Source organism: Sphingobium sp. B8D3A (assembly GCF_025961995.1).
Taxonomy (GTDB): Bacteria; Pseudomonadota; Alphaproteobacteria; order Sphingomonadales; family Sphingomonadaceae; genus Sphingobium.
Window position 1 is genome coordinate 2,492,839 of sequence record NZ_JAOQOS010000001.1, and the last position, 25,361, is coordinate 2,518,199.

At 57.2% G+C, this 25,361-nt stretch carries 21 protein-coding genes; 11 read left to right on the forward strand and 10 right to left on the reverse strand.

All coding sequences use genetic code 11. The annotated features are described in order from the left end of the window. Nucleotides 1-24: 24 nt before the first annotated feature. The 6 genes from M2342_RS11585 (at nt 25) to M2342_RS11610 (ending at nt 11,194) form a co-directional block, all read left to right on the forward strand. On the forward strand, nt 25-2,565 hold the full coding sequence (locus M2342_RS11585) for a glycosyltransferase (RefSeq protein WP_264579191.1): 2,541 nt from the start codon (nt 25-27) through the stop codon (nt 2,563-2,565). A gap of 203 nt (nt 2,566-2,768) precedes the next feature. After that, a complete protein-coding gene (locus M2342_RS11590; RefSeq protein ID WP_264579192.1) occupies nt 2,769-4,292 on the forward strand; it encodes a hypothetical protein in 1,524 nt (507 codons plus the stop codon). Continuing rightward, nucleotides 4,285-4,890: a hypothetical protein gene (locus M2342_RS11595; RefSeq protein ID WP_264579193.1), complete on the forward strand. Its 606-nt coding sequence runs from the start codon at nt 4,285-4,287 to the stop codon at nt 4,888-4,890. Before M2342_RS11590 ends, M2342_RS11595 begins: the two co-directional genes overlap by 8 nt. A 90-nt stretch (nt 4,891-4,980) precedes the next feature. Further along, on the forward strand, nt 4,981-7,449 hold the full coding sequence (locus M2342_RS11600) for a glycosyltransferase family A protein (protein ID WP_264579194.1): 2,469 nt from the start codon (nt 4,981-4,983) through the stop codon (nt 7,447-7,449). Beyond that, complete coding sequence (locus tag M2342_RS11605) at nt 7,446-8,969, forward strand: hypothetical protein (protein ID WP_264579195.1); 1,524 nt, start codon at nt 7,446-7,448, stop codon at nt 8,967-8,969. The genes M2342_RS11600 and M2342_RS11605 overlap by 4 nt, the downstream gene beginning before the upstream one ends. Continuing rightward, nucleotides 8,966-11,194, forward strand: a complete 2,229-nt coding sequence (locus M2342_RS11610) for a glycosyltransferase (RefSeq protein WP_264579196.1) — start codon at nt 8,966-8,968, stop codon at nt 11,192-11,194. Before M2342_RS11605 ends, M2342_RS11610 begins: the two co-directional genes overlap by 4 nt. 80 nt (nt 11,195-11,274) lie before the next feature. Here M2342_RS11610 and M2342_RS11615 read toward each other — a convergent pair whose 3' ends face one another. The 6 genes from M2342_RS11615 to kdsA all read right to left on the reverse strand — a co-directional run bounded on the left by M2342_RS11615 (nt 11,275) and on the right by kdsA (nt 17,005). Further along, entirely contained in the window at nt 11,275-12,408 is a 1,134-nt protein-coding gene (locus M2342_RS11615) for an NAD-dependent epimerase/dehydratase family protein (RefSeq protein WP_264579197.1), read from the reverse strand. 19 nt (nt 12,409-12,427) lie between these two features. Beyond that, a complete protein-coding gene (locus tag M2342_RS11620; RefSeq protein WP_264579198.1) occupies nt 12,428-13,477 on the reverse strand; it encodes a class I SAM-dependent methyltransferase in 1,050 nt (349 codons plus the stop codon). A gap of 43 nt (nt 13,478-13,520) precedes the next feature. Next, nucleotides 13,521-14,621, reverse strand: coding sequence for a GSCFA domain-containing protein (locus tag M2342_RS11625; RefSeq protein WP_264579199.1), 1,101 nt, complete (start codon nt 14,619-14,621; stop codon nt 13,521-13,523). Then, the gene (locus tag M2342_RS11630) at nt 14,614-15,366 is read right to left on the reverse strand and encodes a hypothetical protein (protein WP_264579200.1); all 753 of its coding nucleotides are present in this window, start codon (nt 15,364-15,366) and stop codon (nt 14,614-14,616) included. The genes M2342_RS11625 and M2342_RS11630 overlap by 8 nt, the downstream gene beginning before the upstream one ends. Then, a complete protein-coding gene (locus tag M2342_RS11635) occupies nt 15,363-15,881 on the reverse strand; it encodes a hypothetical protein (protein ID WP_264579201.1) in 519 nt (172 codons plus the stop codon). The genes M2342_RS11630 and M2342_RS11635 overlap by 4 nt, the downstream gene beginning before the upstream one ends. Before the next feature lie 284 nt (nt 15,882-16,165). Then, nucleotides 16,166-17,005 carry a 3-deoxy-8-phosphooctulonate synthase gene (gene kdsA, locus M2342_RS11640; protein WP_319801102.1) on the reverse strand — a complete coding sequence of 280 codons (840 nt, stop codon included), beginning with the start codon at nt 17,003-17,005 and terminating at the stop codon, nt 16,166-16,168. A gap of 268 nt (nt 17,006-17,273) precedes the next feature. On the opposite strand from kdsA, the gene M2342_RS11645 reads away from it, so the two are divergent. Further along, nucleotides 17,274-17,936 carry an FkbM family methyltransferase gene (locus M2342_RS11645; RefSeq protein ID WP_264579202.1) on the forward strand — a complete coding sequence of 221 codons (663 nt, stop codon included), beginning with the start codon at nt 17,274-17,276 and terminating at the stop codon, nt 17,934-17,936. Nucleotides 17,937-17,992: 56 nt separating this feature from the next. On the opposite strand, the gene M2342_RS11650 is transcribed toward M2342_RS11645, so the two are convergent. Genes M2342_RS11650 through M2342_RS11660 form a run of 3 tightly spaced genes read right to left on the reverse strand, consistent with a single transcriptional unit; the run spans nt 17,993 to nt 20,572 of the window. After that, nucleotides 17,993-18,661 (reverse strand): ABC transporter ATP-binding protein, encoded by a 669-nt coding sequence (locus M2342_RS11650; protein WP_264579203.1) that lies wholly within the window; start codon nt 18,659-18,661, stop codon nt 17,993-17,995. Further along, nucleotides 18,658-19,473: an ABC transporter permease gene (locus M2342_RS11655; protein ID WP_264579204.1), complete on the reverse strand. Its 816-nt coding sequence runs from the start codon at nt 19,471-19,473 to the stop codon at nt 18,658-18,660. Before M2342_RS11655 ends, M2342_RS11650 begins: the two co-directional genes overlap by 4 nt. Further along, nucleotides 19,463-20,572: a hypothetical protein gene (locus M2342_RS11660; RefSeq protein ID WP_264579205.1), complete on the reverse strand. Its 1,110-nt coding sequence runs from the start codon at nt 20,570-20,572 to the stop codon at nt 19,463-19,465. The genes M2342_RS11655 and M2342_RS11660 overlap by 11 nt, the downstream gene beginning before the upstream one ends. A gap of 415 nt (nt 20,573-20,987) precedes the next feature. On the opposite strand from M2342_RS11660, the gene M2342_RS11665 reads away from it, so the two are divergent. The 4 genes from M2342_RS11665 (at nt 20,988) to M2342_RS11680 (ending at nt 24,387) form a co-directional block, all read left to right on the forward strand. After that, nucleotides 20,988-22,073, forward strand: a complete 1,086-nt coding sequence (locus M2342_RS11665; protein WP_264579206.1) for a polysaccharide biosynthesis/export family protein — start codon at nt 20,988-20,990, stop codon at nt 22,071-22,073. An 86-nt stretch (nt 22,074-22,159) separates the two neighbouring features. Beyond that, nucleotides 22,160-23,182, forward strand: a complete 1,023-nt coding sequence (locus M2342_RS11670) for an agmatine deiminase family protein (RefSeq protein ID WP_264579207.1) — start codon at nt 22,160-22,162, stop codon at nt 23,180-23,182. 23 nt (nt 23,183-23,205) lie between these two features. Further along, nucleotides 23,206-24,072 carry an N-carbamoylputrescine amidase gene (aguB, locus tag M2342_RS11675; protein ID WP_264579208.1) on the forward strand — a complete coding sequence of 289 codons (867 nt, stop codon included), beginning with the start codon at nt 23,206-23,208 and terminating at the stop codon, nt 24,070-24,072. A 24-nt stretch (nt 24,073-24,096) separates the two neighbouring features. Beyond that, nucleotides 24,097-24,387 carry a putative quinol monooxygenase gene (locus tag M2342_RS11680; protein WP_264579209.1) on the forward strand — a complete coding sequence of 97 codons (291 nt, stop codon included), beginning with the start codon at nt 24,097-24,099 and terminating at the stop codon, nt 24,385-24,387. On the opposite strand, the gene M2342_RS11685 is transcribed toward M2342_RS11680, so the two are convergent. After that, on the reverse strand, nt 24,372-25,358 hold the full coding sequence (locus M2342_RS11685; protein WP_264579210.1) for a phytanoyl-CoA dioxygenase family protein: 987 nt from the start codon (nt 25,356-25,358) through the stop codon (nt 24,372-24,374). The two genes, M2342_RS11680 and M2342_RS11685, sit on opposite strands and share 16 nt — an antisense overlap. Between the last annotated feature and the right edge of the window lie 3 nt (nt 25,359-25,361).

A 25,361-nucleotide genomic window follows, 5' to 3' on the forward strand; every position in this document is an offset into this window, starting at 1 on the left:
CCTAACTCGCGAAGCAAGATTACAATGAACTATACTACCTCAAGATCTGCCTTCGATGAATTGACAGTCCGCTTCCCCGGCGCCAATCTATCACAGATTGACGCACGTTCGAGTTCTCGTAAGCTTCGGGTCGGATGGTACATAAAGGACAGCGACGCTAATTCAGCGAGCGCCCGATATCGATGCTTCCATTTTGCGCGCGTTTTGGAGGGCGAGTTCGAAAACATTTTCATTTCGAACTTCAAGGACATGAAAAGCGGAATCAATGAGCTGGATGCAGTCATCATTGTTAAACGCCTCGATCAGTCCACCATCGAACTTGCTGCGCTGGCAAGGCTGGCGCAAAAGCCGATTTTCCTCGACCTTTGCGATGACGTGGCACACCCTCTTCATTCGGCGCAGAAAGCTCCTTATGCTTCATTGACATCGCTTGTTGCATTGGCACCTGTGTTAAGCGGCATCGTCACTCCCAGCGCCGAAATGGCGGAACGCCTCCAAGGATATCTTTTAGACAACCGGCTTTCCGGCCCACCCTGTCATGTCATCCCCGATATCGCGGAAACGCGAGCGCTATTTGAGGCTACTGAACGCTTCGTACGCTCTAAGAGATCATTTCCATACTCCGCGCCGCTATTGCATACCAAACCGAATGACAGTTCAGCGTTTAAATACGGAAGAAAAAAAATTCTTTGGTTCGGCAACTATGGTGGACAGCATAGTAATTTTGGCATCTTCAGTCTCAAGCCAAAAATGAAGCATCTGCGCGAATTTCACCAAAAATTTCCTATCGAGCTTACAGTCATTAGCAACAGTGAAATTGCATATGAGTCTTTAGTCATAGATTGCGGCTTTCCAACTCGCTATGTAGAGTGGTCTTCTTCATCTGTTTACGATGAGCTTGAGCAAACAGATGCCGTCCTGCTTTCAACGGGTGATGATGAGTTTTGTAATGTAAAATCCTCTAACCGCGCCCTTCAAGCCCTCGCGGCTTCGGTTCCCGTTATTTCAGAAAAATCGTCGGCCTTAACCGAGTTCGAAGATATCATTTTTTCTGCCTATCTTCCGAGAAGTCTCCATGCGTGCCTCGGCCCTGACAGCGAATCGAAAATACGGACCAAACTAGACCTCGCGGAACCAATCCTCCAGCGCTACACGCCTGAGAGACTTGTGAATCATTGGTCCAACTTGCTGAAAAGCGCCATTAGCAAATCATTGTTGAAGCGCGCTTCGAATCCGCCCACCGGTGCGCTGCTCGTTCTCGACAGCGGTGACGATCCCGATGATGCGTTTGCCGCGATTGCCGTCATGAACCAAGCTTTTGGATCAAACTATGATTTGCTCGTTTCGCTCGACTTATTGAGTGTTGAACCGACGTTTCATAAAGCCCTGTATAGAGCCAAACCTTTGCCGAAGTTTTTCTCCGGCAACCTTGGTAGAATCGAGGCTCAAGTGTCTCGGCGGGCGGCGATTATCGTCGGCGAACTCTCGTCCATCAGCGGTCAACAAATAGTCAAACTGGCTGAACAACTGGGCGCCGAAGTGCTCACACACGGCGAGGCCGCGGTCGCCGGCCTCGAGCGCTTCGGCACGTCGGCGGCCTTCGCGCCGGCCGCCGCCGTCCGCCCCCCTGAGGGCCGGTATCCGGAGCATACCGACCCCGATGGCTCCGTGGAATGGGCCTTCGTCATACACAATAAAGCAAAGGGTTGGATTCTTGACGCAATTTGTCAGGAGATCGGCTCACGGCAACCCGATAGTTGGAAGGTGGTAGACCACAGCCGCCCGCCTCCAATCTCGAGAAATCTCTTCCTGACCCATCCTTCCTTGTTAAATTTCTTCGACAGCAACTATCCTGAAGCGCTGGCCACGCGCAATGTGTTCGTCTGGTATACGCATCCGCGGGAAGAGACCGCCGAGAGCATCGCGCGTAACCTCACGCTGTTCAACGGCGCAACCCGCATCATCTTTACCTGCGAGTCTAATCGTCGCCTCTGGATCGAACGGGGGCTCGCGCCCGAGAAGGCGGTGGTCGTGCTTGGCGCTGCGGACCCGTCTCTTTTCCGCGGGCACCAGCGCGGAGGCGGTGTTGTTGGCCTATCCTCCTCCTTCTATGAGCGGAAAAATCCGGACCTTTTGCTCTCCGTGATCAAGGCGTTGCCTCACCGAAATTTCGTGCTGCTCGGTCGTCATTGGAACCGCTACGCCCTCTTCGAGGAGATGCTCGCACTGCCGAACTTCACCTACATGACCCGCCCTTACCGGGATTATCCCCAAATTTATCGAATGTTCGACGTGTTTCTATCGATATCCAGTTTGGAGGGGGGGCCTATTCCACTGGTCGAGGCGATGATGTGCAACGCCGTCCCGGTGGCCAGCCGGACCGGCTTTGCCCCGGACCTGATCGTGCATGGGGAAAACGGCTTCTTGTTCGAAATCGATGAGGGTACCAGCCGTGTCAGCGATCTGATCGAACAAGCCTTCGCCCTCGATACGGATGTAAGAGCCACGGTCGAACGCTATAGCTGGGACCAATTCAGTGCCGAAATCATCGGATTGGCCTTGTGAACGCGCTAACCGAGGCCGCTCTTTTTGCCGCGCTTCGCTACCGACTTGCGCGATACGCGCCGGCACGGATCGAAGCTGGGACGCACGCGTGGGCCGATTGGCGGGAAAGAGCGAGCGCTTGCCTCCCGCGCCCCGCAGCCCCCCGTGTCCTGATCGTCGCCAGTATCCAGTGCAGCGATGACATCATATTGCATGCGAGCCTTTTGCAGCTCCTTTCTCGGCCCTCCATCCAAGCTGCGGTTCTCTTCGCGCTCCCGAACCGGCAGGCCATCTCCGTACTTCTCGGTCAGGCCCGTCGTGAAGGCTGGGCATCTTTGGTGTCATTCGAGACTCCAGCACGGATCAGGACGCTGCTCGGCCAATTGCCTCAAGATACGGTGGTAGCGGTGCTCCCCTCGCCTATGCCACTGACCGACGAGGCACTCGCCGAGATCGAACGGCGGCTCGCCGGGCCCCGAGCCGAATCCCCCCAGGCCGACCCCTATTTTCTGTCGAACCAGGCGTTCATTGGCTCTGCCCTCTCTTGGCAAGCGCAAGAACCGTCGTGGCATTTTTCGTTCGATAGCGTGACTTTCGACGGCTTGTTCAAGGCATTCGATGACCAGGAGGGCTCTCCGGCGCCATTCTCGCAAACGCCTTACGCAGGCTGGGATGACGACACTCTGCAACGATCGCCCACGAACAAGGTTCGCGTGTTCTCCGACAGCGTGGAAATGCCTGCAGTTCCATCCGGCGCCCTGGTCGCCGTGACGGTCCGCTCTGAAGGGGGTGCGACGCGCGTAACGGCCATCCAGCCCAGTTTTCTCGCTCCGCCTGAAGGTCTCAGTCTCCCCGTCTTGCCCCGATATGCCTCTGAAACGAGCCGGCAGATGCAAATCCATCTGATCGGCGATGACGAAGTGAAGGCGAGCCAGGAATTCCATTTCAATGTGCCCCCTTCCCACATCGAGCCCTGGATGCTCAGCGCTTATCTCAATCGCGGCGGAGGCGGGAATCCCGTAATCAGGGCGTTTGCGGCGGGAACGGGCTGTCGCCTCGCCTATGCCGAGGACGAACCCGAGACCTTGAGCGATATTCCGGTCGTTTGGGGGGTATTGCGGGACAGCGACCGCATCCTCGCGCAGGCACAGGCCCAAGGGCTTCATTTCTTCTATATCGATCATGCGTATTTTGACCGCGGTCACGGCAAATCCTACCGCATCACGCGCAACCGGTTCGAGGCCGGAAAAGTCCGCAAGGTCGGTGCGGACCGCTTGCAGCGTCTTGACCTGGACATCCAGCCTTGGCGCAAGAGTGGAAAAGCCATCATCGTCTGTCCACCGACTGACTATTTCATGGCAGCCCATGGCTGCGCGGACTGGCTGGAAACCACGTTGGCCAAGCTTCATCTCGAAACCGATCGCCCGATCATAGTTCGGGAAAAGCCTCAGCCCGGCCAGCCGACGGTGCCATTGGCAAAGGCTTTGCGCCATGCGCATGCGCTGGTTACGCATTCTTCCAATGTTGCCATCGAAGCTGCGTGCCTCGGCACACCGGTGTTTGTCTCTCCCACGAGTGCCGCAGCGCCAATCGGTCAAACGGATGTCGGACTGATAGAAAGCCCGGTCTATCCGGACAGGGACGAGTGGCTTTGCCATCTCGCCTACTCCCAGTATGCCATGGAAGAAATTCGGGATGGCACGGCGTGGCACATACTCAAACATCTGGAGGCGTGCGACTTTGTCTGATCGCGCCCTCACTTTCCTTGCCTGCCCGGCTGATTTAGACAGTCCTGCCCCCGCGCTCGGGTGGCTTGCGCGGGCAGAGCGCCTTCTTGGCCGGAGCGCTTCCCACCAGTTCGTTCTGGTTTCCGGCAAGGTCAAGCTGCCGTCCGGCATGCGGAGCTTCAATATCGAGATGGGCTATCCTGCCGAGCCCGCCCATCTGATCACCCATGCGGCTTGGGCTTGGTCGCCCGGCAGGCACGGCCCGCAATATCGTGATGCACGCGCGCTTTTCTGCCTATCTCGCTTCGTCAGCCAGCATCCCGAGGCTGACGAGATCGCGCTCATCTTGGGCGAGCCCGGGGAAAGTGTCAGCCCGAGCGACGGCGGCGACCCGCCCCCTTTGGCCGCTGTGCTGAGCAGCACCAAGGACGGCGGCGGCACCTGCGATGTCATCCTCTTCGACCGGAAAGCGCCAAATGCTGATATTGCCCTCGCCATCGCAACGGACATGGCATTGAGCGGCGCCATTTACAGCGTCGAGCCGTATAGCCTAAGCGCGCTGCTCGACGAGGTGGCGCGTGCAACGGCATTTTTAGCCGATTGCGCAAGTGAACGTTGATGAAGACCGATGGCGTCGGAGTGGTGATGGGCGAGAAATCTCCTGAACGTTCGACAGACTGAGTGCAGGCACGATGGGAACTTCTAAGCAGTGTTGAACAGGCTGTTAAAGAACATCAGAGTTTTTCTGGCCGATCGGCGCAAGGCGAAATCCCGCCGAACCGTCGCGCGCGCGGTGATAGGCCAGAGCAGACTGTTCAATGCTGAGTGGTATGTGGAAACCTACCCTGACGTGGTGACTGCAAAGCTTGATCCACTCGATCATTTCATCGACCACGGCGCGCATGAGGGAAGAAATCCGAGCAGTCGTTTCGATTTGCGCTGGTATGTGAAACGATATCCAGACGTCGAAGGCACGGGCATCAACCCGCTTCTCCATTATCTGCAGTATGGGCGTGACGAAGGGCGTTCCATTCGACCGGTCAATCCCTCGGCGAGTGACGGCAGCGCGGATCATGGCCGCCCGAAAGGAAAGAAGCACGCCAGCCGGCCCAAATCTCCGCCTTATCCATCCGATTTCAGGTCAACATGGCGAGCCAGGCCTTACCATTGGGCCAGCTTGCGGTCGGCGTCCCAAGCTGGCCCTACACAAAATGCATCGACGAACAATGCGGAGCCCTTGGACGATGCCGATTGGCTGATCGCGACGCTGCGCCACTGCGAGGCAGATATACTGGCCCTCGCACGCTGGCGACTGTTCGCCGCGATGCGTCCAGATACACCTGTCCAGGCTGACCTAGTCGCCGTACCGACCGCGCCCGACCTCCACGAAGCGCGACATCTTGAGGATTTGCATGGCCTCGGCCTCGACATCGTGGCGGACGGGTGGTTTTCCGGGGGCCGACACCTCATTCTGAGAGTTCACAATCTCCCGCAGGGGGCCTCTGCCATCAAGGGCTTTCAATTCTCGAAGCTGGATGGTCTGGCCGCATGCGGGCGAACGGACCTCAATGCTGGTGAGGTTACGCTTCTCAACCTTGAATTGATTGAGGAACTCGGGCCTCTGCTGCTGGCAGCTCATTCTCCAGATGGTGCGCTGCTGTGCAGCGCCTTGGTACCGTTCCCTTCGCTCTTCCGCGGCGGACTTCATCAGGCCGAGTTCGTTGCGCGCCAGGCAGCTTCTCCCAGCCTGTCGCTCAACGATTATATGACCCGATTGGCACGGTCGACCTTTGCTCAGCGCGACGCCTCCGGCACTTACGCAATCGGAGATATCGTGGTCGATCTGAAGGGCGCGAACGGCTCGGAACGGCTTTGCAATCCTCACTTGATCGAGGCGCTCGCCCGCCATTTCGGCGTCCGGTGCTTCTTCCGCGCTCCACCTGATAGTGCGGCCCTACAGATACTGGCTGCACGGCTGTCGTCAGATCGAGCCGGTGCGAATGTGTCCGCGCGTCGCGCCTCCGGGCGCGAACTGACCCTTCCCGTCGATTGCTTTCCGTCCCTCGCAGGACTTACTGCGCACAGGGGCGATCCAGAGCTGGACGCATACTCCTTCTGCATCGTCGATGCTGCGACCGGGCAACCACCCGCCTTCGCCAGCCATCCGTCTGAATCCGGCATTGCCCGTATCTTTCACCATCCCGCTCTGCCGCTTCCCGTAGCAGAGCTTGACGGAGGCGGACTATCGAAAGGATCGCCGCTCGGAGGCAATAAGGAGCAACCGCTTCCAATCATGATCCGATACCGGGATAGCAAGATTTGGGCTGTGGATCGCGTGATGCCCGTCTCACCGGACGTTCGCATGCCGGGACTGTCGGAAGCGCCCGTTGAGGCTGCCGCATCCAAGGCTGCTCCGATCATCAGCATTATTGTAGAGCGCCCCTCGGACGACCATCTTCTAAGACTGTGTCTGGCGTCACTCGCGCGTCAGACCATTGCTTCTAACCTTGAAATCATCGTCATGGGCGGCGGGGCGCAGACGTTCGGTCAAAGTCAGTTTGCCGCGGCCCGCCTGATCGACGCCCCCCTATCCGGCTCGTCGCCCGCGGAAGATCGCGCACGCGCGGTCTCGTTGGCCAGGGCCGGGCACATGCTTTTTCTGGATGGTTCGCTGTGTCTTCCGGACCCTCGAACTTTGGCCTTGCTCCTTGAGATTGCCCGCCAGCCCAACATCGGAACCGTGTCTTGCGCGCTCGTGGAGGAGGACACCATCGATGGATCAGCCTCGATCGTATGCGCCGGGTTGTTCCCCAGTTCTGCCAGGGAAGAACAATCATGCGAGCTCCGCGAAGTGGCTGAAGATGTCGCCGCCATTTTTCCTGCCACAACGTATCGGGTCCTCGCGAACACTATGCGGTTGTGCCTGACACCCGCGAGCGCATGGCAGCTCTTGTCGCCGGCCGATTTGCGCGATGCGCGTTGCGACGCCGATGTGGCTATGCTGATGGCAAAGACCGGGCTTCACCATTATTGTACGACGCTGACCAGCGCCACGACCGTTGCGCCAACCGCGGGGCCAGATCAGACCTCACCGTCGACACCTATCCCTGGCGCGGCCTATTCCATAAGCGCGGCATCGCTACCCTCCGTTGCCGCCATCCGAAGGTTGCGCCGATGAAGATCCAGATCCTCGTCCGCTCCGCAGACTGGATGCAAAGCGCCGGCGCGCGAATTCGGTATCGACGCCTGGAATCGGAGTTTTCCCGCCTAGGCTGCATGTTAGCCATCGATCCGATGAGCAGCATCCGGGAGGGCCTCAAGCTCAACGCCGATGCCTATATTTTCAGCAAATGTCACGATGCCGGAGCGCTCATGTTGGCAGAAATGCTGCGTGAAGCCGGCTCTCTGGTCGGGTTTGATCTTTTTGACGATTATGTCTCCGGCACATCCAGCCTGACGTTCGGCCAAAGGGATTTCCAGCGATCCTTGAGCGGCAAGGTCGACTTTCTGCTGTGCTCAACGGAACGCATGGCCTCCGTCGTCACTTCCATTGACGCCAGTATTCCGGTCCATGTTCTCAATGATCCCGTGGAATCGATCCACCGGGCGCGTCTTGCCGGATTGCTCGACGCGAAGATGCACAAGGTGCGTCACACCGGGCAGATCAGCGTGGTCTGGTTCGGGCAGGGAACAAATCCAATATTCCCGGTCGGCATCAGCGACCTCGCCGGGTTCAGCGATTGCCTGCAATCATTGATGGCAGGCGGCCGGGACGTGCGGCTGAAGGTCTTGACCAGTGCCGCCGCGCTCGACGGCTCGGCTCTGAGCCTGCTCCGCAGCCTGCCTTGCCCTACGCAGGTGCAAGAATGGTCGGTTGAAGCGGAAGCCGCCAGCCTTGATGCCGCCACGGTGGCATTTCTTCCGGTCAACTATCAAAGCTTCAGCATTGCAAAGTCCCTGAACAGAGCGATCACTGCCCTGGCGCACGGAACCCAGGTCCTTGCCGCCGGATACCCGCTTTACGATGCGCTCGGGGACATGATCTACACCACCCCCGCAGACCTGACCGGCGATCTTGAGCGCGGCTCTCTCAAGCTCAGCCCGGCCACGATACCGCTCCTTTTCGATCATTTTTCGACCATCGCCAATCCGGGACTGGAGGCGAAGCAGCTTGTCTCTTTCCTCAATGCACTGCCGGCCGGCCCCGTTCAGGTCAGTATTGCTCAGCGGCAACCCCGCGCCATAATTCATGGGGCTGGCTCATCCCCCGCTGTTCACACACTCGGGCGCGCCCTGGGCTGGCTCTCGCTGGCATCGCCGCTCACGCGGCAGCCCCTTCCCTACAGTGCGAGGATCGGCTTTTTTGAGAATGGCGCAGACTTGCAGTTGCGGATCGCACGCAGCGCCCTCGGCCGCCTGCAACCCGGTTGGTATGACCAGGCCCGTGTCCTCGTGGAAGCCGAAGATGAAGAGTTCAGCCATGTCATGCCGATGCCTGACACACCGGCCGGAGCATTTTTGCGCTCTCTGTCACCCATCATGATCGCGAGCAGAGCGGGGCGCATGATTTATTACGACGAGGTCATGGCCGCGACGGAAAATGTTTTTGGTGAGATATTCGGGACGATGACGATGATGCGGTCTGAAATGGAGAGCCCGCTGACCGGGATGAGCATGATCGGGACAGGCCGAGCATGACCGCGCCAGTCAGTTCTGCCGACCACGGCCCCCAGGCCGTATTCCTGTTCGACCTGATCCAGGACATCAACGTCCTGCGACCCATCATCCGCATCCTGGCTGCTGAAACAAATCTCGATCTGTTGTTTCTGGTTTCCGACAAGCTCGGTCGTCGCGACCGTACCGGCGTATGGACTGCCGAAATAGACGAGCTAGCTTCATTTGTCGGCGCGCGGATCAAGCAATTTGAAGATCCGCTGACGGCCCATCTTTCGACGCAAGGCCGTTTGGGGCTGCTTTTTTCCGCCAGCGAAACGGATCTTGTCGCACACGAAACCAATCATCAGGTCTTCCTGGCCGCGCCCAACAGCTACGTTCGCATTACTATCCAGCACGGGCATGAATGTGTCGGCTTCCGGCAGAACCGTGAGCAAACCATCGCGCATGGCGATGACATCCGGTTCGCCGCCGACATCGTCTGCGGGTGGGGCCCAGTCGAGACGATGGAGCACCTGTGTCATTCCGAGCGGCCGAAGTATTTTGAGCTGGGCCCTCCGATGTTGCTGGATCGACTTCTCAACAAGCCGAAGAAAGCACGCCCGCCGGCGGTCGGTCTTGTCTGTGAGAACCTGCACTCGGTGCGGATGCGGACCACGGGCGAGTTTCAAAAAACATATCTCGACACCGTTCAGGATTTCGCGACCAGCCAGGCCCAGCTTGGGCGCTCGATTGCCGTTCGTCCGCATCCTGGAGGGCAATTCGTGGTCAAGAACAACGTCGCTTTGCCGCCCAACGTAACGTTGGCGAATGCCGCCATGTACAAAACCGACCTCAAGCAATTTGCATACGGCATTTCCGCCCCGTCGTCGGTCGTCATTGATCTGGTCGTCGCGGGCATTCCGACAGCCGTATGGACCGATCCTGACGGCATCATCGACACGTCCGGTTATGCGGGCCTCACACAAGTATCCACCGTCGAGGACTGGGCCAGGTTCGCCGACGAAGCCGTCGCTAATCCAGCTCACATTCTCGCGCGACAAGCCGAATTTCTGAGCGCGCACACGCTCGACATATCGCCGGAGCAGGTTCGGGATCGCCTACTCCAACTCGTCGACGGCGCGATCTCAGGCATTACCGGACGGGCGTGCGGGCGCCGCCCTGCCCGCGTTCTGCTTGTCGCGAACGGCGTGGTGCCAACTCTCCATATCAGTTTCCTCAAGCCGCTTTCCGGCCTCGTCAAAGCCGGGCAACTGGAAACCCGGATCATCACGGAAGCAGACGTTCGCGCCCTTCAGGGACAATCCGAAAGCGAACATGATACGCCGATCGCCGACGCTATCGCCGGGTTCTCGCCGGACCTTGCCGTCTTCTGCCGATATAGCGGGTCCGGGGCGGAAGAGATGGTGGCTCATTTGCGCGGCGCCAATGCGCCGATCGTCTTCCACATCGATGACGATCTTCTCAACGTTCCGGCCGACATCGGCCCCAAGCATGTCGAGCATAACCGCGTCGAACGGACTTCCACGATCCGCTATCTGCTTGGCCATGCCGATCTGGTCTATTGCTCGACACCGGCGCTGAAGGAACGGTTTCAGGCGCAGGGCTTCAACGAGCGGCTGTCCGTTGGCGAAATCTACAGCAGCGGCGAAATCGTTTTCCCGGCAGAAGACCGGCCGGTCGAGACCATCGGGTTCATGGGCAATGACAAGGCGCCCGAGCTCTCCGAGCTGGTGCCGGCCATCGCTGACATCCTCGATCGCAACCCGAGCCTGCGGTTCGAGTTGTTCGGCTCCATGACCATGCCGGACGACCTGCTCAGATTTGGCGAACGGGTCCGCGCGCTTCCCAAGGTCAGCGATTATGATGACTTCGTCAGGCAGTTCCGACAGCTTCGGTGGGACATCGGTCTTGCCCCGCTGCGCGGCACACCGTTCAACATCGTCAAGGCCGATACCAAATGGGTCGACTATACGTCCATCGGTACCGCCGTGATCGCCAGTCGCGCCACTGTGTACGATCACTGCTGCGCCGGAGGATGTGGGATCCTGGTCGACGGCACGGACGAATGGATTTCGTCCATCCAGTCGCTCATCGATGATACGGAGAGACGGTTCGCGCTTGTATCCGCAGCGCAGGCAAAGCTTGCATCGACTTACACGCTTGATCGACTGACCAATCAGGTTCTGGAAAAATTCGATGAGGCCGCAGCGCTGGCGAAAGCGGCCGTCCCGGTCTCATGCCGATGAACGCCTGCCTGAGGTGAGCGCTGGAGCAGATTGGACCCGACCGACGTCAAGCCGGGTTGCTCGATGATATCGCCCTTGTTTCAGCCGGCCAAGTTGCGCGCCTTGAGTTCGGCATTTGCTTTGTCGAGAAGATCCTGAGGGATGGGCTGAGTCGAAACCCATTGGCAAAATCGCGCCATGCCCTCGTCGAGACCTATGCTTGGAAAATCGCCGATGGCCGATCTCAGCGCGTTGAGATCGGCGAAATTATGCCGGATGTCGCCGACGCGATAAGCTCCCGTGACGTGCGGTTGCTGCCGGGCACCCATGATGCGCGCAAGAAGCAGCGCCATATCCATAATCGACGTCGGCACGCCTGCACCGACATTCAAGGTCACACCCTCGACGGTCTTGTCTTGTGCAACCGCTAATATCGCCCGAGCGACATCCTCGACATGAACGAAATCCCGGCTTTCTTCGCCATCCTCATAGATCGGGAGCGACAAGCCCAACCTGATGCGCGTGGAAAAGATGGATAGAATACCGGTATACGGGTTCGAGAGCGATTGCCCCTCGCCATATACGTTCTGAAAGCGCAAGATCGCATGTGCCAGTCCAAGCGACGTGGCGCCAACACGAACCAAATCCTCTTGTGCCAATTTGGTCGCGGCATAGATCGACGCGGGACGAAGCGCATCATCCTCACGCGTAGCGGTGCGCACCACAGGTCCTCCGCAGTCTGGGCAACGAGGCGCCCATTCATGCCGCGCCAATTCGTCGGGAGACCGCGACTTGGGGAAGCAGCGCCTCCCCTCCAGCTCGCAAGCATGGCAAAGGTAGGCCCCTTCGCCATAGACGGACCGGCTGGAGGCAAGAACGATATTGTCGACGTCGTGAGCGCTGTTCGCAAGAACATCGAAGAGCAAGGCCGTGCCTTGTACGTTCGTGCGATAATAGCGCTCGATCTCGTACATCGACTGTCCCGTGCCGGTTTCCGCCGCGAGGTGCACGACAGTTGAGATGCCGGCGAGCGCCCGCTCCAGATCTTCACGGACGGTTACGTCGCCCTTGATGAAGTCTACGCCCGGCACGGCCTCGAAAACGGCGTTGTCTCCGTGAATCTGCGGCGACAGGTTATCGAGTACGCGGACGGTGCGGCCTGCCTCAAGCGCCAGACGGGTGAGGTGAGAGCCAATGAAGCCGGCTCCGCCAGTGATAAGAATGCGTTGGTTCATCGTGCCGACAGTCCAGCCATTACCGATTGACCAATACGAAATAAAAATCCTTGTGATTGGGCGTGTGCTCGATCACGTAATCGGCATAACCCAATTCGCGCACCGCGTAATCGAGCAGGATCTGACAATTGATATTGTCATAATAATGGACGTGGATCGATTCCATGCGGTCCATGAGATCCACCAGTTTCTTGTCGCCGCTATCGAGCCGGCAATGCCGCATGTAATGCGCTTTCTCCGGCAGCCAGATATCCCGCTGGAATTCGTCGACCATGCTTTCCAGTGAGCAACGATAATGAATTGAATCCTTGGTGCCGTTCAGGTCCGGGACCACCATCACGATCTTGCCCCGCTGCGCCAGCTTCGCCCGCCAACGCTTCAGATGGCCGATAGGGTTGGCGAGATGCTCGAAAACATGACTCCCGAATATGAAATCCAGCGATCCATCCGCCACGGGGGGGGCGGACGCCTCACCCACAATATAATTGGACCAGAGCTCCGGCCGAGTCGGAAACTTCCCTCCGCGGTTATACAGCCGGTTCCATTCTTCGGCAGGCATCTGCTCGAGATAGGAGACCTCCACGCCTTCCCGCGGCAGGATCTGCGGAACCGGACCTGGACCAACTTCGATACCGCGCCCAACGCAAAGATCATAGAGCCATTGCCTCGACAGCATCCGGTGATTGGCGACGAAAATCGGATCATCGCCCGTCTTGTGAGAGACGACGAGATCGACCGAGCCACACACAGCGCGAGGCCAGGGAAGATCAAGCGGCCGCAGGCCTTCGCCTCCAGCCACGAAATGACGCGACAGGATGGTCCCATCCGTGCCGGACACCACGGCGATGCGCAAGGACGAGCCCACCGGGACATCGACCATCCATCCGCACTGTGCGGGAAAATGCCGCAGGCTTGCAAAGCGGCGTACATCCGGAATGGAAAAGCGGGCGCCAGGCGTCAGTTCCAGCCCTCGCCAATCTCCATCCCGATATGTCCTTTTGATTTTCTTCACCTCGCCAGAAAGAACGAGGTTGCGGTCGCCACGACGCGCCATGTCAAAAAGGTTCAAAGTTCAATTTCCCGCATTGTGCGTGATAGACTAGGAGGCGATCTCAGGGTCGGTCCAGTCTCGCCTCATCACATTCCACTTCAATCAGGTGGCTCGCAATCGCCACTGCGTCCCTGCCGGCCTGCCGTGGTGAGGCCTTTGCCTCCGCCGCTGTATCACCGGTCTCTTCCGGAGATGAAACGCTCGCATCGGTCGCATGTTTCATGAACAGGCCCATCACATGCGAGACACCTCTTTCCAGCACATTCCGCAAGTCGTCGGCATAATAGCCGCCCCTGGAGAATGACCCGGTGATAATCTCGTAAGACGGGAAATAGTCGACGTGATCGAACCGGGTCGCCAGAGTATCAGCGGCCACGCGCAAAACCGATTTGGAATAGGTGGTTGCCGCCAGAACATGCTGATCGCGACGTGCCGTCGCTGCCAATGGCACGGGCGAAACCGTCAGGATAACTCGCGCCTTGGGATTGAGCCGGCTGAGGATCATCAAGAAGCGGGTCATGTCCGCAACCACATCGTCCACCGTCTGGTTATAAAAAATGTGCCGGCTTTCGTCGAATGTGCCACCCTCCACGCCCGGACAGATCGGGAAGACGGCGCCGTCTCGCGCAGATATCCAGCATTCGGTCAGGCCAAGCGTGAAGATGAACACATCCAGCGTCTCAAGCATCGTCCGCACAGCCGCCAGATGCTGTTCCCGGTCAAGACGCATTTCAAGCTCGGAAATAAAGCCACCCGGCTGCGCTGACGGTCGAAATGGATCGAGCACGACATCCTCCGCTTCGATCCAGACATCTTCCTGGGGCGAAAACCTGCCATAGGCCCGTTCGACCATCTGCAGGAGCTGACGGGCGGTATAGATGTTGCCGTACCGTGCGGAAAAAAGACCGTAGTTGTTTTTAGCCCTGACGGTCTCCGGCAGAATGGGGTGGCCCGGCTCCGTGACATAATAATTGAAACCATTTTCCCGAAGGTAACGCGCAATATGCTGCGCGAAGCAACTGCCGGCGGTCGCCACCTTGGTCTTGGGATGGATGCAGGCCGGAAATTCACCAACAGGATCGACAGACCGAGGGTCACAATCAGCGACGGATCGACGCCAGAAATTCCGATCTGGGGCACTGGTATAAGCGTGGTTACCCATGCCTTAACTTCCCTAACGTCTTTTCAATGATGCCTGCAATCTGAAGGAGCACCAACGCCCCGTATTCCGAATTAGCATGCGTAGCATCCTCATAATAGCGCTCCTCCAAAAATCCCGCCTTATCAACAGCATTCTGAGGAGGATTTAAGTACCCCCATCCGTTAATATCGGCCCAATGTTTATTCAAATCTCGCTCTATACTCCACATTTTTCTCCGAAGAAGAGGATTATTCAAACCCATTTCAACAACATCTTTCCCGCGATACTTCTTATCAGACTTTTCTCTAAATCGCGCTATTATAAAGTCGTTTCTTGCTTTAGGAGGCGGTGATGAGATCAAAAACGTCTCGCCATTCGCGGCATCTCTTATCGCATAAGCTTTCGATGGCTTTCCTATGTAATGGTTGAACGCTGCCTCCATCGCATGGAAAGGTACAATCTTGCTCCCGTTCGACTGAGAACTATCCTTATCGCCAGGCAGAATTAAATCAAAATCCGCATCCTGCCTAACAAGACCAATCACGTTATGGACCGTTCCAAAAAAAGAAAGAAAAACAGGAATATGTTCGGGTAATCCTTTAATTATCTGCAAAATTTCATTAAAAGGAGTGGATCCATCTCCGACACTTACTTGTTTACTTTCCAATCTGAAGACGGCAACACCCCGCCCTAGATCAGGATAAATTTGCGCGGCCTTCCCTATACAGACCGTATGGCTCTGCCCAATTACCACGGCACGGATCATTTGAAGCACACTCCGTCGTTCACGATGGTAGAAATTTGCTTCAGAACCCAACGCCCGTATCGACGATTAGCATGAGTAATATCACCATGGTAACAATCTGGGATCAAGAACCCTTCAGACGTCATCGTCGGCGTGGGGGGAGCGACCAGACTGATTCCGATGCTTTGGCAAAGCATTTCAAGACTGCGCTGCTGCATCTTCCAACATTCAAGACGAATTTTTGGTTCTGTCGGTACAAACTCACAAACACTCATGGAGGAAAAAAAGCGTTCATTGCACTGCAGAAGGAAATTATTATCGGATTTCGGCGGAGGGGGAGAGAGATGATGAACGTTTGCGGAGGTGGCATCTCGGATGCGACGCAAGATTAGGCCATCGGAATTCTCCACTTCGCATTCGATAAGACCTTGAAATGCCCGACGCGGCACAACGTGTTGGCGTTCCCCGCGCGAATCCTGCACCCGCTCGCCGCGACTCAAAATCGTAAAATCGAATTCATGCTTCAGAGTACTCACGACGGCGTACTGATTCCCACCCACTGCCGAGAAGACGTGATCTGTGCTCCCCAGCCTTGCGATCCGCTTACAAAAGCGCTCGACACTCTCGTCTCCTACAGTTTCCCCACCTTTATTTTTCCGGAGGCGCAAGACTGATAAGGGAAAATTCAGTGTGGAGTGCCCCTCATAGGCAAGCGCTCGTAGGATTGCGGCCGTGTGGCTATCCCCAAACACATATACCCGAGGAGCCCTCGTCCTTTTGCGCAGACGCCAAAATCTCCCCTGAGAATCCGGCATCCACTTCATCCGGTCACCAACTTGGAAAAGGACTTCACGAGCCTGTCTACTGCCAGCATCTGCTCAAGATAAGGTGAAAGTGCATCAAGAGGCAGTGCGCACGGTCCATCGCAAAGCGCTTTCTCAGGGTCAGGATGAGCCTCCAGAAAGAGGCCTGCAATGCCGAGCGCCATCCCTGATCTCGCCAAGGCTGCCGCCTGCGCGCGCCTCCCATCCGCGCTGTCCGATCGACCGCCTGGCCGCTGGAGCGCATGGGTGGCGTCGAACACCACCGGCGCCATGCTCTTCATGTCATCCATGCCCAGCATATCGACGACGAGATTATTGTATCCGAACGATGAGCCTCGCTCACACAAAATGATCCGATCGTTTCCAGCTTCAAGGCACTTATTGATTATGTGGCGCATTTCATGCGGTGCCAAAAATTGTGGTTTCTTGACGTTTATAGCTGCCCCAGTCTTAGCTATTGCTACCACTAGGTCCGTTTGACGGGCGAGAAACGCTGGGAGCTGGATAATGTCAGAAACTTTGGCAGCAGGCTCTGCCTGATGCGGCTCGTGTACGTCCGTCAAAACCGGGACGCCGTAGCGCGATTTCACTTCGGCCAGAACGCGCAGCCCCTTCTCCAGACCCGGCCCGCGAAATGAAGAGATCGAAGATCGATTGGCCTTGTCGAACGAAGCCTTGAACACATAGGGGATGCCCAGTCCTGCCGTCACCTCAATGAATCGGTCGGCTACCTCAAGCACCACCTCTTCGCTTTCGATTACGTTCATTCCGCCAATCAGAACGAACGGCAGATCATTAGCAAAGGTCAAACTTCCCACTTCAACCGCTTCTATCAAAACAGAAAACCCCTTCTCAGCTCCAATTTTTTCACCCCATATCTCGACATAAAAGGGGTTTGCACCGCCGTACATCAGGATGGTTGATAGAGCAGCAGTTTTTTGCGGGATCGACGTGAGGAGAAGACCTAAGCTTCTCCTCTGCTGCAGCTTCACCTCAACAGAAAAAAGCAACAACACAGAAAAAAGGCCAAAATCGGACTGACCTCGTTGACAGGACGTTACCGTCTTCATTAGACTAGGACCAATTGAGGATAAGGAAAAATCCATGAAGATCGTTGGGGATATTTACTTTCCTGACAGTGAACAACATTTCACTGAGTTAGGGGATAATGTTGGCAGCTATCAAAAGCCTCAACGAGAGAAAGCCTTGGAATATGTTACAGAGTGGAAGCTATGTTTGGACATCGGCGCCAATGTCGGTATTTTCTCGCGACATTTTGCCCAGCACTTTGAAGAAGTGTGGGCAATTGAACCAGTTAGCGAAAATATTGCTTGTTTACGGAAGAATGTCCCAAAAAATGTCAGAATTATAGAATATGCGGCCGGGGAAGAAAATCGGGTAGCTTCAATATGTCGTACTCCCAAGAATGTTGGCGGTGCATTTATATGTGACGATGAGGAGGTCATGCCTCTTTTTATACCCAAAAACCGTGATCTTGTTGAAGATATCAATATGATAACGATCGATAGCCTCGATATCGAAAATCTTGGCCTTATCAAGATAGACATCCAAGGAAGTGAAGTAATCGCATTAAAAGGAGCAAAAGATACGTTACTTCGCTGCAAGCCCGTTCTTCTTATTGAAGAAAAGCCGGTAGGCGGAAAAGACGGATCGATAGAGCACATAGAGAAGGCACAAAAATTCCTTCTAGATATCGGCATGAAGGCAAAAGAAAAAATTGGCGCAGATCGCGTATACGTTTTTTAATGTGAAAATATTATTTATTTAGAGAGAAATTTATTTCTCTAAACTCATTTCTAGAATCAAAACTTCTGCGGCTCTGCGAGTTGCTGTTTATACTTCTCATAGACTACATCAAAGTCATCATACTCTTCAATACAGCCGTCTTTAAATAGGAGGAACCGCTCGCAAGTTCCTTTCAGATAGCGGTGACTGTGGGAGACGATCAGCATTGCCTTGTCTCTCCGCTTCTCGAACATTTCCACTTTGCAACGCTCACGGAAGGAGTCGTCGCCTACGGCCATGACCTCGTCCATTAGGTAGCAATCGAAGTCGATCGTCATTGAGATGGCAAACGCGAGCCTGGCGCGCATACCAGAGGAATAAATTGCGACCGGCTCATACAGGAAAGAGCCTAGTTCCGAGAAGTCCTCCACGAAGGCCAGTCGATCCTTGAAGTCTACCCCGTAGATACGGCAAATGAAGCGTAGATTATCGATGCCAGTTAGCTTGGCGTGAAAGCCGCCAGTGAATGCCAGCGGCCAAGACACACTCATCTGGCGCTCAACAATGCCTGTCGTTGGCGGCTCAGCCCCACTGATCAGACGGACCAATGTAGATTTGCCGGCTCCGTTGCGACCGAGAATACCGACACGCTGCCCTTTGTAAATGGTGAGATTAATTCCTTTGAGAATCGTCCTGATCCCGCCGTTGGACGGGTATTGTTTGGTCACGTTAGTCAACCTGATCATTCGTCGTCCTTGGCCGTATCGCCTGCGCGGACCAATCCGAGCCCAAAGAAAGTGAGTAGCAAATTAAAAATGGCGACGTACTGCATATCATGATGGGCCGTGATCTGTGACCCGAAGAAGCCCTCACGGATAAACTCGGTGCAATTGAGCATCGGCAGATAGAGCAAAATTTCTCGCATCTTCTCGGGCAGCGTATCCACCAGAAATGCTGCTCCGGAAAACGGAAAGAGCAAATAGGAAAACGGGGGCCAGATACGGTCTACGAGGTCGGTGCGCTCAGAAAATGCGCCGAGCACCAGCGCTAGTCCGGCGCCGAACCAGCCCAGCATCAACCAACCAACCAGCACCTGAAGGGCATCCTCGGGTGGAAGAAGCCAGTCAAAAGCCCATAAGGCCGTGCCGAGAATAACAAAACTCGCGGACGTACCCACGAACTCTAGTGCTAATCGGGCTGCGTAGACGTCCATCGGACGGACGATCCGATGAAACAAGAGCGACTTGTTCCCACTGATAGCACGAATGCACCGTGCCGGCATGTTACGCCACATCAGGAGGGAAGAGTAACCCGTGAGGGCGAAAGCGACGATCGGAAGATTTGAACCATGGAAATTTCGGGTAGCAGTCCAAAGCGCGGTAATCACGATAGTGAACATCATCGGCTCGATGAAGAGCCACAGAAAGCCCAGGTTATTCCGTCCGTAGCGGGTGAGCATTTCGCGAATGAGCAAAGCATGAAGAACCCGCAGTTGAGCCTTCAAGGTGACCCTTAGGGAGATGCGGTCAGCGACATAAGGTTGATCGTTATTGGGCATGCTCTTTCACACCCGCTACCAACATCGAGAGAATGCCCCAAGCTACCAGGCCAAGGACGATCGTAGCCAGAATGCCGCGCATCCTGCGCGGTTCGAGCGGTGAGTCAGGCTTGTTGGGAAGTGCGATGCGCTCTACATAGACCTGCTGACGACGCGCTTCGTTTCTCGCCTCCTCCAGAGAGGCCAAGGCAACCGCGAGCTGTTTCTCCGCGAGCTGCTGCTCGAGAAAATACCGTTGATATTCGACCGCACTTCGCGCCAGCGAACGATCACCGCCGGCCAGTGCGCCCATCATATTACGCACCTCCCGATCCAACGCTTCGCTACGATTCTCAAGGACCGGAATCTGAGGATTCTTCGGCGTAAACTGCTTCAGCTGCGTGAGTTGCGTGCGAGTCGCGATGATCTCATCCTGAAGCTTGGAAATCATCTCCATCTGCGCAGTGGCCTGCAACTCAGGGTCAATCACGCCCTCGCGGTTGCGATATGCGGCCAGTGCAAGCCCAGCATCTCGGGTGCGCTTTTGGGCTTCATCCACCTCAATCTGCGCAAATCTTATCATGTCCTTGCGCCCGCGCAGATTCATTCGGTTGATCGTCTCTTCCGCCATGTCGAGCAGACGTTCATTGATCCGGAAAGCATCCTCGGAAGAATAGGCCCGGACTGTCAAAGTCGATATCGATGTCGCGACATCATTCTCCACTTTGACGTGTTTCAGATAGTATTTGTAGAGATCCTCAAATGAATTGTCACCGCCTAAGCCATCGAAGCGGTCTAAGGACGAGATGTAAGGGCGAGTGACTGCCTTTTCGTAAGTTCCGTCCTTGTTAATCGCTGCCAGCGCATCGCGAGATTCGACGAAAGAAAGCGCTGCGTGCGCCTCCTCGCTCGCACTAGCGAACCCAGCGGATGCCAAGATCATCCCGAGCCCTGTGCCCGCGCTCTTCTCCGGGCTACGCACCACGTAGCGAGATTCGGAGATGTAAATATCGGACGCAATAAATCCGAAATACACCACCGAAACTAAAGTCGGTAACACAACGCAGACAATAAAAAGAGCGTTTATCTTTTTAAAGATTGTAGAAACGCGAGACAACATACTGGAATCTTCGCCTTGGTTTAACCCGTCATGTGGGCCGCCGTTGAACCTTGGCCTAGTGCGCGCAGCCGGTCGAATTTGCAATTGAAAAAGCCGGTCTTCCACTCCGCCCGGGCAGGATGCAGGGCAGTCTGCGGAGGCCCGCCACACACCGCAGAGAAATCCAGGGACTTTTTTTGCCTCCCCTCAACGGCGTGCACTTGGTTCATTAAGCCGCATCTCCATTGATTGGATCCTCGGAGCACTCTAGATGCGTGCGCCTACACGAACACCCGGACCCCAAAATATGATGCACACAAGGCCGCGAGGCGCCCGCCACACGAACGCCCGTCTGGTAACGCTTTTGACACTGACAGGGTTGGCACTCGCGGGCTGCAGCACTTTGGGGAGCAGCGGCCCCAGCACACGCAAGATCGTGGGTAACAAGACCGCGGCTGTCAACAATGCGGACATCCGTATCATTGACGTCGATGATCTCGTGGCCCGCCGACAATTGACGAGTTCGGAACCAAGCCTGTTCTCACAAGTCCTGGGTGACGGCACGCCTTCGAAAAGCATTGTCAAACGGGGCGACGTCGTCAACGTCACGGTCTGGGAAACGCCGCCCGCGGTCCTGTTCGGCACGGTCGGTGCGAGCACCTCAGCGAGTGCGGCAGAGCGGATTACCACCGGGCTAAGCACTGATATGCCGCCTCAGATGGTGGATGACCGAGGGCTGATTGCTCTGCCTTTCGTAGGCGTGCTGCAGGCGGCGGGCAAAACACCTCGCGCGCTGGAAACCGAAATCCGGCAGAAACTGACGGGCATCGCCAATCAACCGCAGGTCCTGGTCGGCATCTCCAGGAACGCGAATGCCAATGTGGCGGTGGTTGGAGAAGTGAATGCGAGCGCTCGCGTACCGCTCACGCCCCGAGGCGAGCGTCTTTTGGACGTGATCGCTTCGGTGGGCGGCGTCCGCCAGCAGGTCAATAAGATGACGATCCAGATCACGAGAGGCCAGACAGTGGTCTCATTGCCGATGGAAACCGTGATCCGCGATCCCAGGCAGAACGTCCGCTTGCAAGCGGACGATGTTGTGACCGTCTTGTTCCAGCCCTACAGCTTCATCTCACTGGGTGCCAGCGGCGCCAATGCCGAAATCAACTTCGAGGCGACCGGTATCACCCTCGCCCAGGCCTTGGGTCGGGTCGCTGGCCTTCAGGATAATCGCGCAGATGCGAAAGGCGTCTTCCTGTTTCGCTGGGAAGATCCCAAAATGCTCGACCCCGCGCTGGTCGCCGGCGCAAGGGCGGCGCCAGACGGAAAGATTCCGGTCATCTACAGGGTGAATATGACCGATCCGGCAACCTTCTTCATCGCGCAGAGCTTCCCGATCCGGAACCGCGACGTTCTCTACGTATCCAACGCGCCGGGCGTGGATTTGCAGAAGTTCATCTCAGTGATCACACAGGCGACCTACTCCGTCATCGGTATCACCAATGCTGTTAACGGCAATAATTGATCGCCTTAGCGGAAGGGACACATCCGCCTGACAGATCAACTAAGCCGCAGCGGTGTATTCTGAAGCCTCCTTGAGGAAGTTCGCAAATGCTCGAGATGTCCAGCGCGAAAGACATGTCATCTCTCCAGTCGCCCCACCTCCCCGCAGAGTGGGCCCCTCAGGAACTGCTTTGGATTGGCTGTCCCGGCGACCCGTCGGAATGGCCCTCAGCGCGTTCGGATGCCCAGTTCCAGGCAGCGGCATTTGCAAATGCGGTCGCCAGCCAAGGCCAGCGCGTCATACTTCTCGCTCGCACCGAGCCAGATGCCCTCTACGCCCGCACCCTGCCCCCCCCCGCCGTAGAGATCCGCCACGAACCCTTCGGCGACATCTGGCTGCGCGACACCGGCCCTCTCGGCATCCTCGGCGCCGATGGCTCGCGCGCCCTCGTCGATTTCGATTTCAACGGCTGGGGCGGGAAGTTCCAGATGCCGGGCGATGAGGACATCGGCGCGCGGCTTGCCGCCACAACCGGCCTGCCCTGCCGCCACGTTCCCATCATCCTGGAAGGCGGCGCGCTCGATACGGATGGCACCGGGCTTTTCGTGACGACCGAGCAATGTCTGCTCAACCCCAATCGCAATCCCACGCTGGATCGCAAGCAGATCGAGACGATCCTCTCCGGCACCCTTGGCCTGTCGTCCATGCTCTGGCTGGGTGATGGCTTGCTGAACGATCACACCGATGGGCATGTCGACAATCTCGCCCGCTTCGTCGCGCCCGGCATTCTTGCCGTGCCGCAGGCCAGCACCGAGGATGACCCCAACACCGCCATCTATGCCGATGCCACAGCGCGCGCCCGCGCCTGTGGGCTGGAGGTCGCCACGATGCCGTCGGTCGGTCGATACGAGATTGACGGGCACATCGTCCCGGCAAGCTATATGAACTTCTGTATCACCAATGGCGCCGTCATCGTACCGCAATATGGCGCAGCCAATGATCAGGCCGCGCTGGATGCGCTCGCACCATTCTTTCCGGGCCGGGCTATTGTCGGCCTGCCGTCCGATGCCATATTGCGCGGCGGCGGCAGTTTCCATTGCATGAGCATGCATCTGCCGGCCGCCGTCTGACCCCCTTCGCCGCAGGATCTATCATGTCTCATCTCACCGTCGCCGCGCTTCAGCTCGCCTTTTCGGACGATGAGGCCGCCAATATCGCGCTGGTGGAGGAGCATGTCGCCAAGGCCGCAGCGCGCGGCGCCAAGATCATCCTGCCGCCCGAACTATTCGAGGGCCTGTATTTCTGCACGGTCGAGGACGAGGCTCTTTTTGCCCGCGCGCGCCCGCTTAGCGGGCATCCTGCGGTGCTGGCGATGCAGAAGGTGGCCAAGGCGCAGGGCGTCTACATCCCCACCAGCTTCTTCGAGCGGGATGGCCAGCACCATTATAACAGCCTCGCGATGATCGACGATCAGGGCGAGATCATGGGCGTCTACCGCAAGAGCCATATCCCGGACGGGCCGGGCTATGAGGAGAAATATTATTTCCGTCCCGGCAACACCGGCTTCAAGGTGTGGGAGACGAAATATGGCACGATCGGCGTCGGCATCTGCTGGGACCAATGGTATCCGGAAACGGCCCGCGCCATGGCGCTGATGGGTGCGGAACTGCTTTTTTACCCGACCGCGATCGGCTCTGAGCCTTATGATGGCGATCTGGAAACCAGCCGCATGTGGCGGCGGGCGATGCAGGGCCATGCCGTTTCCAACTGTATGCCGGTTATTGCCGCCAATCGCATCGGCAGCGAGCAGATGGCTGGCGCCGCAGGCGAGCAAAACTTCTACGGCCACAGCTTCATCACAGACGAATGGGGCGATCTGGTGGCGGAGGCGGAGGACTGGCAGACCGGCGCGCTCATCGCCACGCTCGACCTCGACCGTGCCCGCAAGCACCGCGCCGGCATGGGCTTTTTCCGCGATCGCAGGCCCGAGCTTTATGGACGGCTGGCGCAGGATGTGTAACCATCGCCGCATAAGGAGATGTGTATGACCGTGGCTCGCCTCTACATCATTCCCGCCGCAGACGGCAAAAGCGCCGAGATGGAAGCGGCCCTCGTCGCGCTCTCAAGCACGGTGAAGGCTGCCGATGGCTGTGAAGGCGTCGAGTTGATGCGGGATCTAGGCAACGAGCACCGCTTCATCTTCATCGAGAAATGGGCCAGCGAAGAGCATCATGCCAAGTCGCTCGCCTCTCTACCGGAGGGCGCCCTGGATGGCGTGCAGGCTGCCGCCGGTGGACCGCCGGATGGCGCTTATTACGATTATCTGCTGCGATAAGCCCGGCGAGCGCGGCGGTAGCTTTCAGTCCCCGCGTTCACCAGCCTCTTGAGCCGGGCCTTTAGCTTGGCGAGATAAGGCCGGTCAGCAATGTCTGCACCTTGAAACCTGCTTGGCTTGCGCTCTCCATCAACGACATTCGTGACATTGCGCAGTGCCAGCCGCCCAAGGGGTTCGTCCGAATAAGCCGGCGTGTAGTACACGCATTCGTCGAAGTAATAATGGGTCACCTGTGACCACCGGGTCCGCTGCCGATCGGTCTGCCGACTGCCGCCATGCAGCAGGTTGGCGCACCAGATGAGCGCCTGCCCCTTGCGGGCCTCGAACACTTGCGGCTGCACACCGCTGGCCGCGATCATCGCGTCCCATACCTTCTGATAAGGCGCCTGCGCCGACCGGAGTTCACTTCCCCACCCCTTCCGGTCGATGAGCACATTGTCGAGCAGTGGCCAACGGTGCGATCCCTGCACATAGACGAGCGGCCCGGCATCTGCGCCGACATCTTCCATCGCGAGCCAAACGCCGCACATGAACCGTTGGGGAATGCTCGAGAAATGCACAGCGTCCGTATGCGGCGCCTGCTGCGTCCCGACCCGAAAGTTCAATGTCTGAAAAGGAAAGGCCCGACGACCATAGAGCCTGCTCAGCAAGTCCAATATGTATTCGTTGGCGGCGATGGCTTTCACATCTTCATCGAAACGCCAGGCATCCTGAACGCGGGGACGACCGGAGGCAGGAGAGCCACCGGCGGCCTGGACGCTACCATCCAGACGCGGGGCCAGTGCAGCCTTGATACGCTCGATCCGATCGTTGATCCCCTCATCGGGAAAATCGATGACAGCAAAACCGTTTTGATTCAACGCAATGGCGATTTCGCGCTCGTGGTCATCCAGACCCATCTTATCGATAATGTCAGGGAACACCGGGGATTCGACGAGGGGAATGCCCGGCAACAAAGGATCGGTGAACATGGC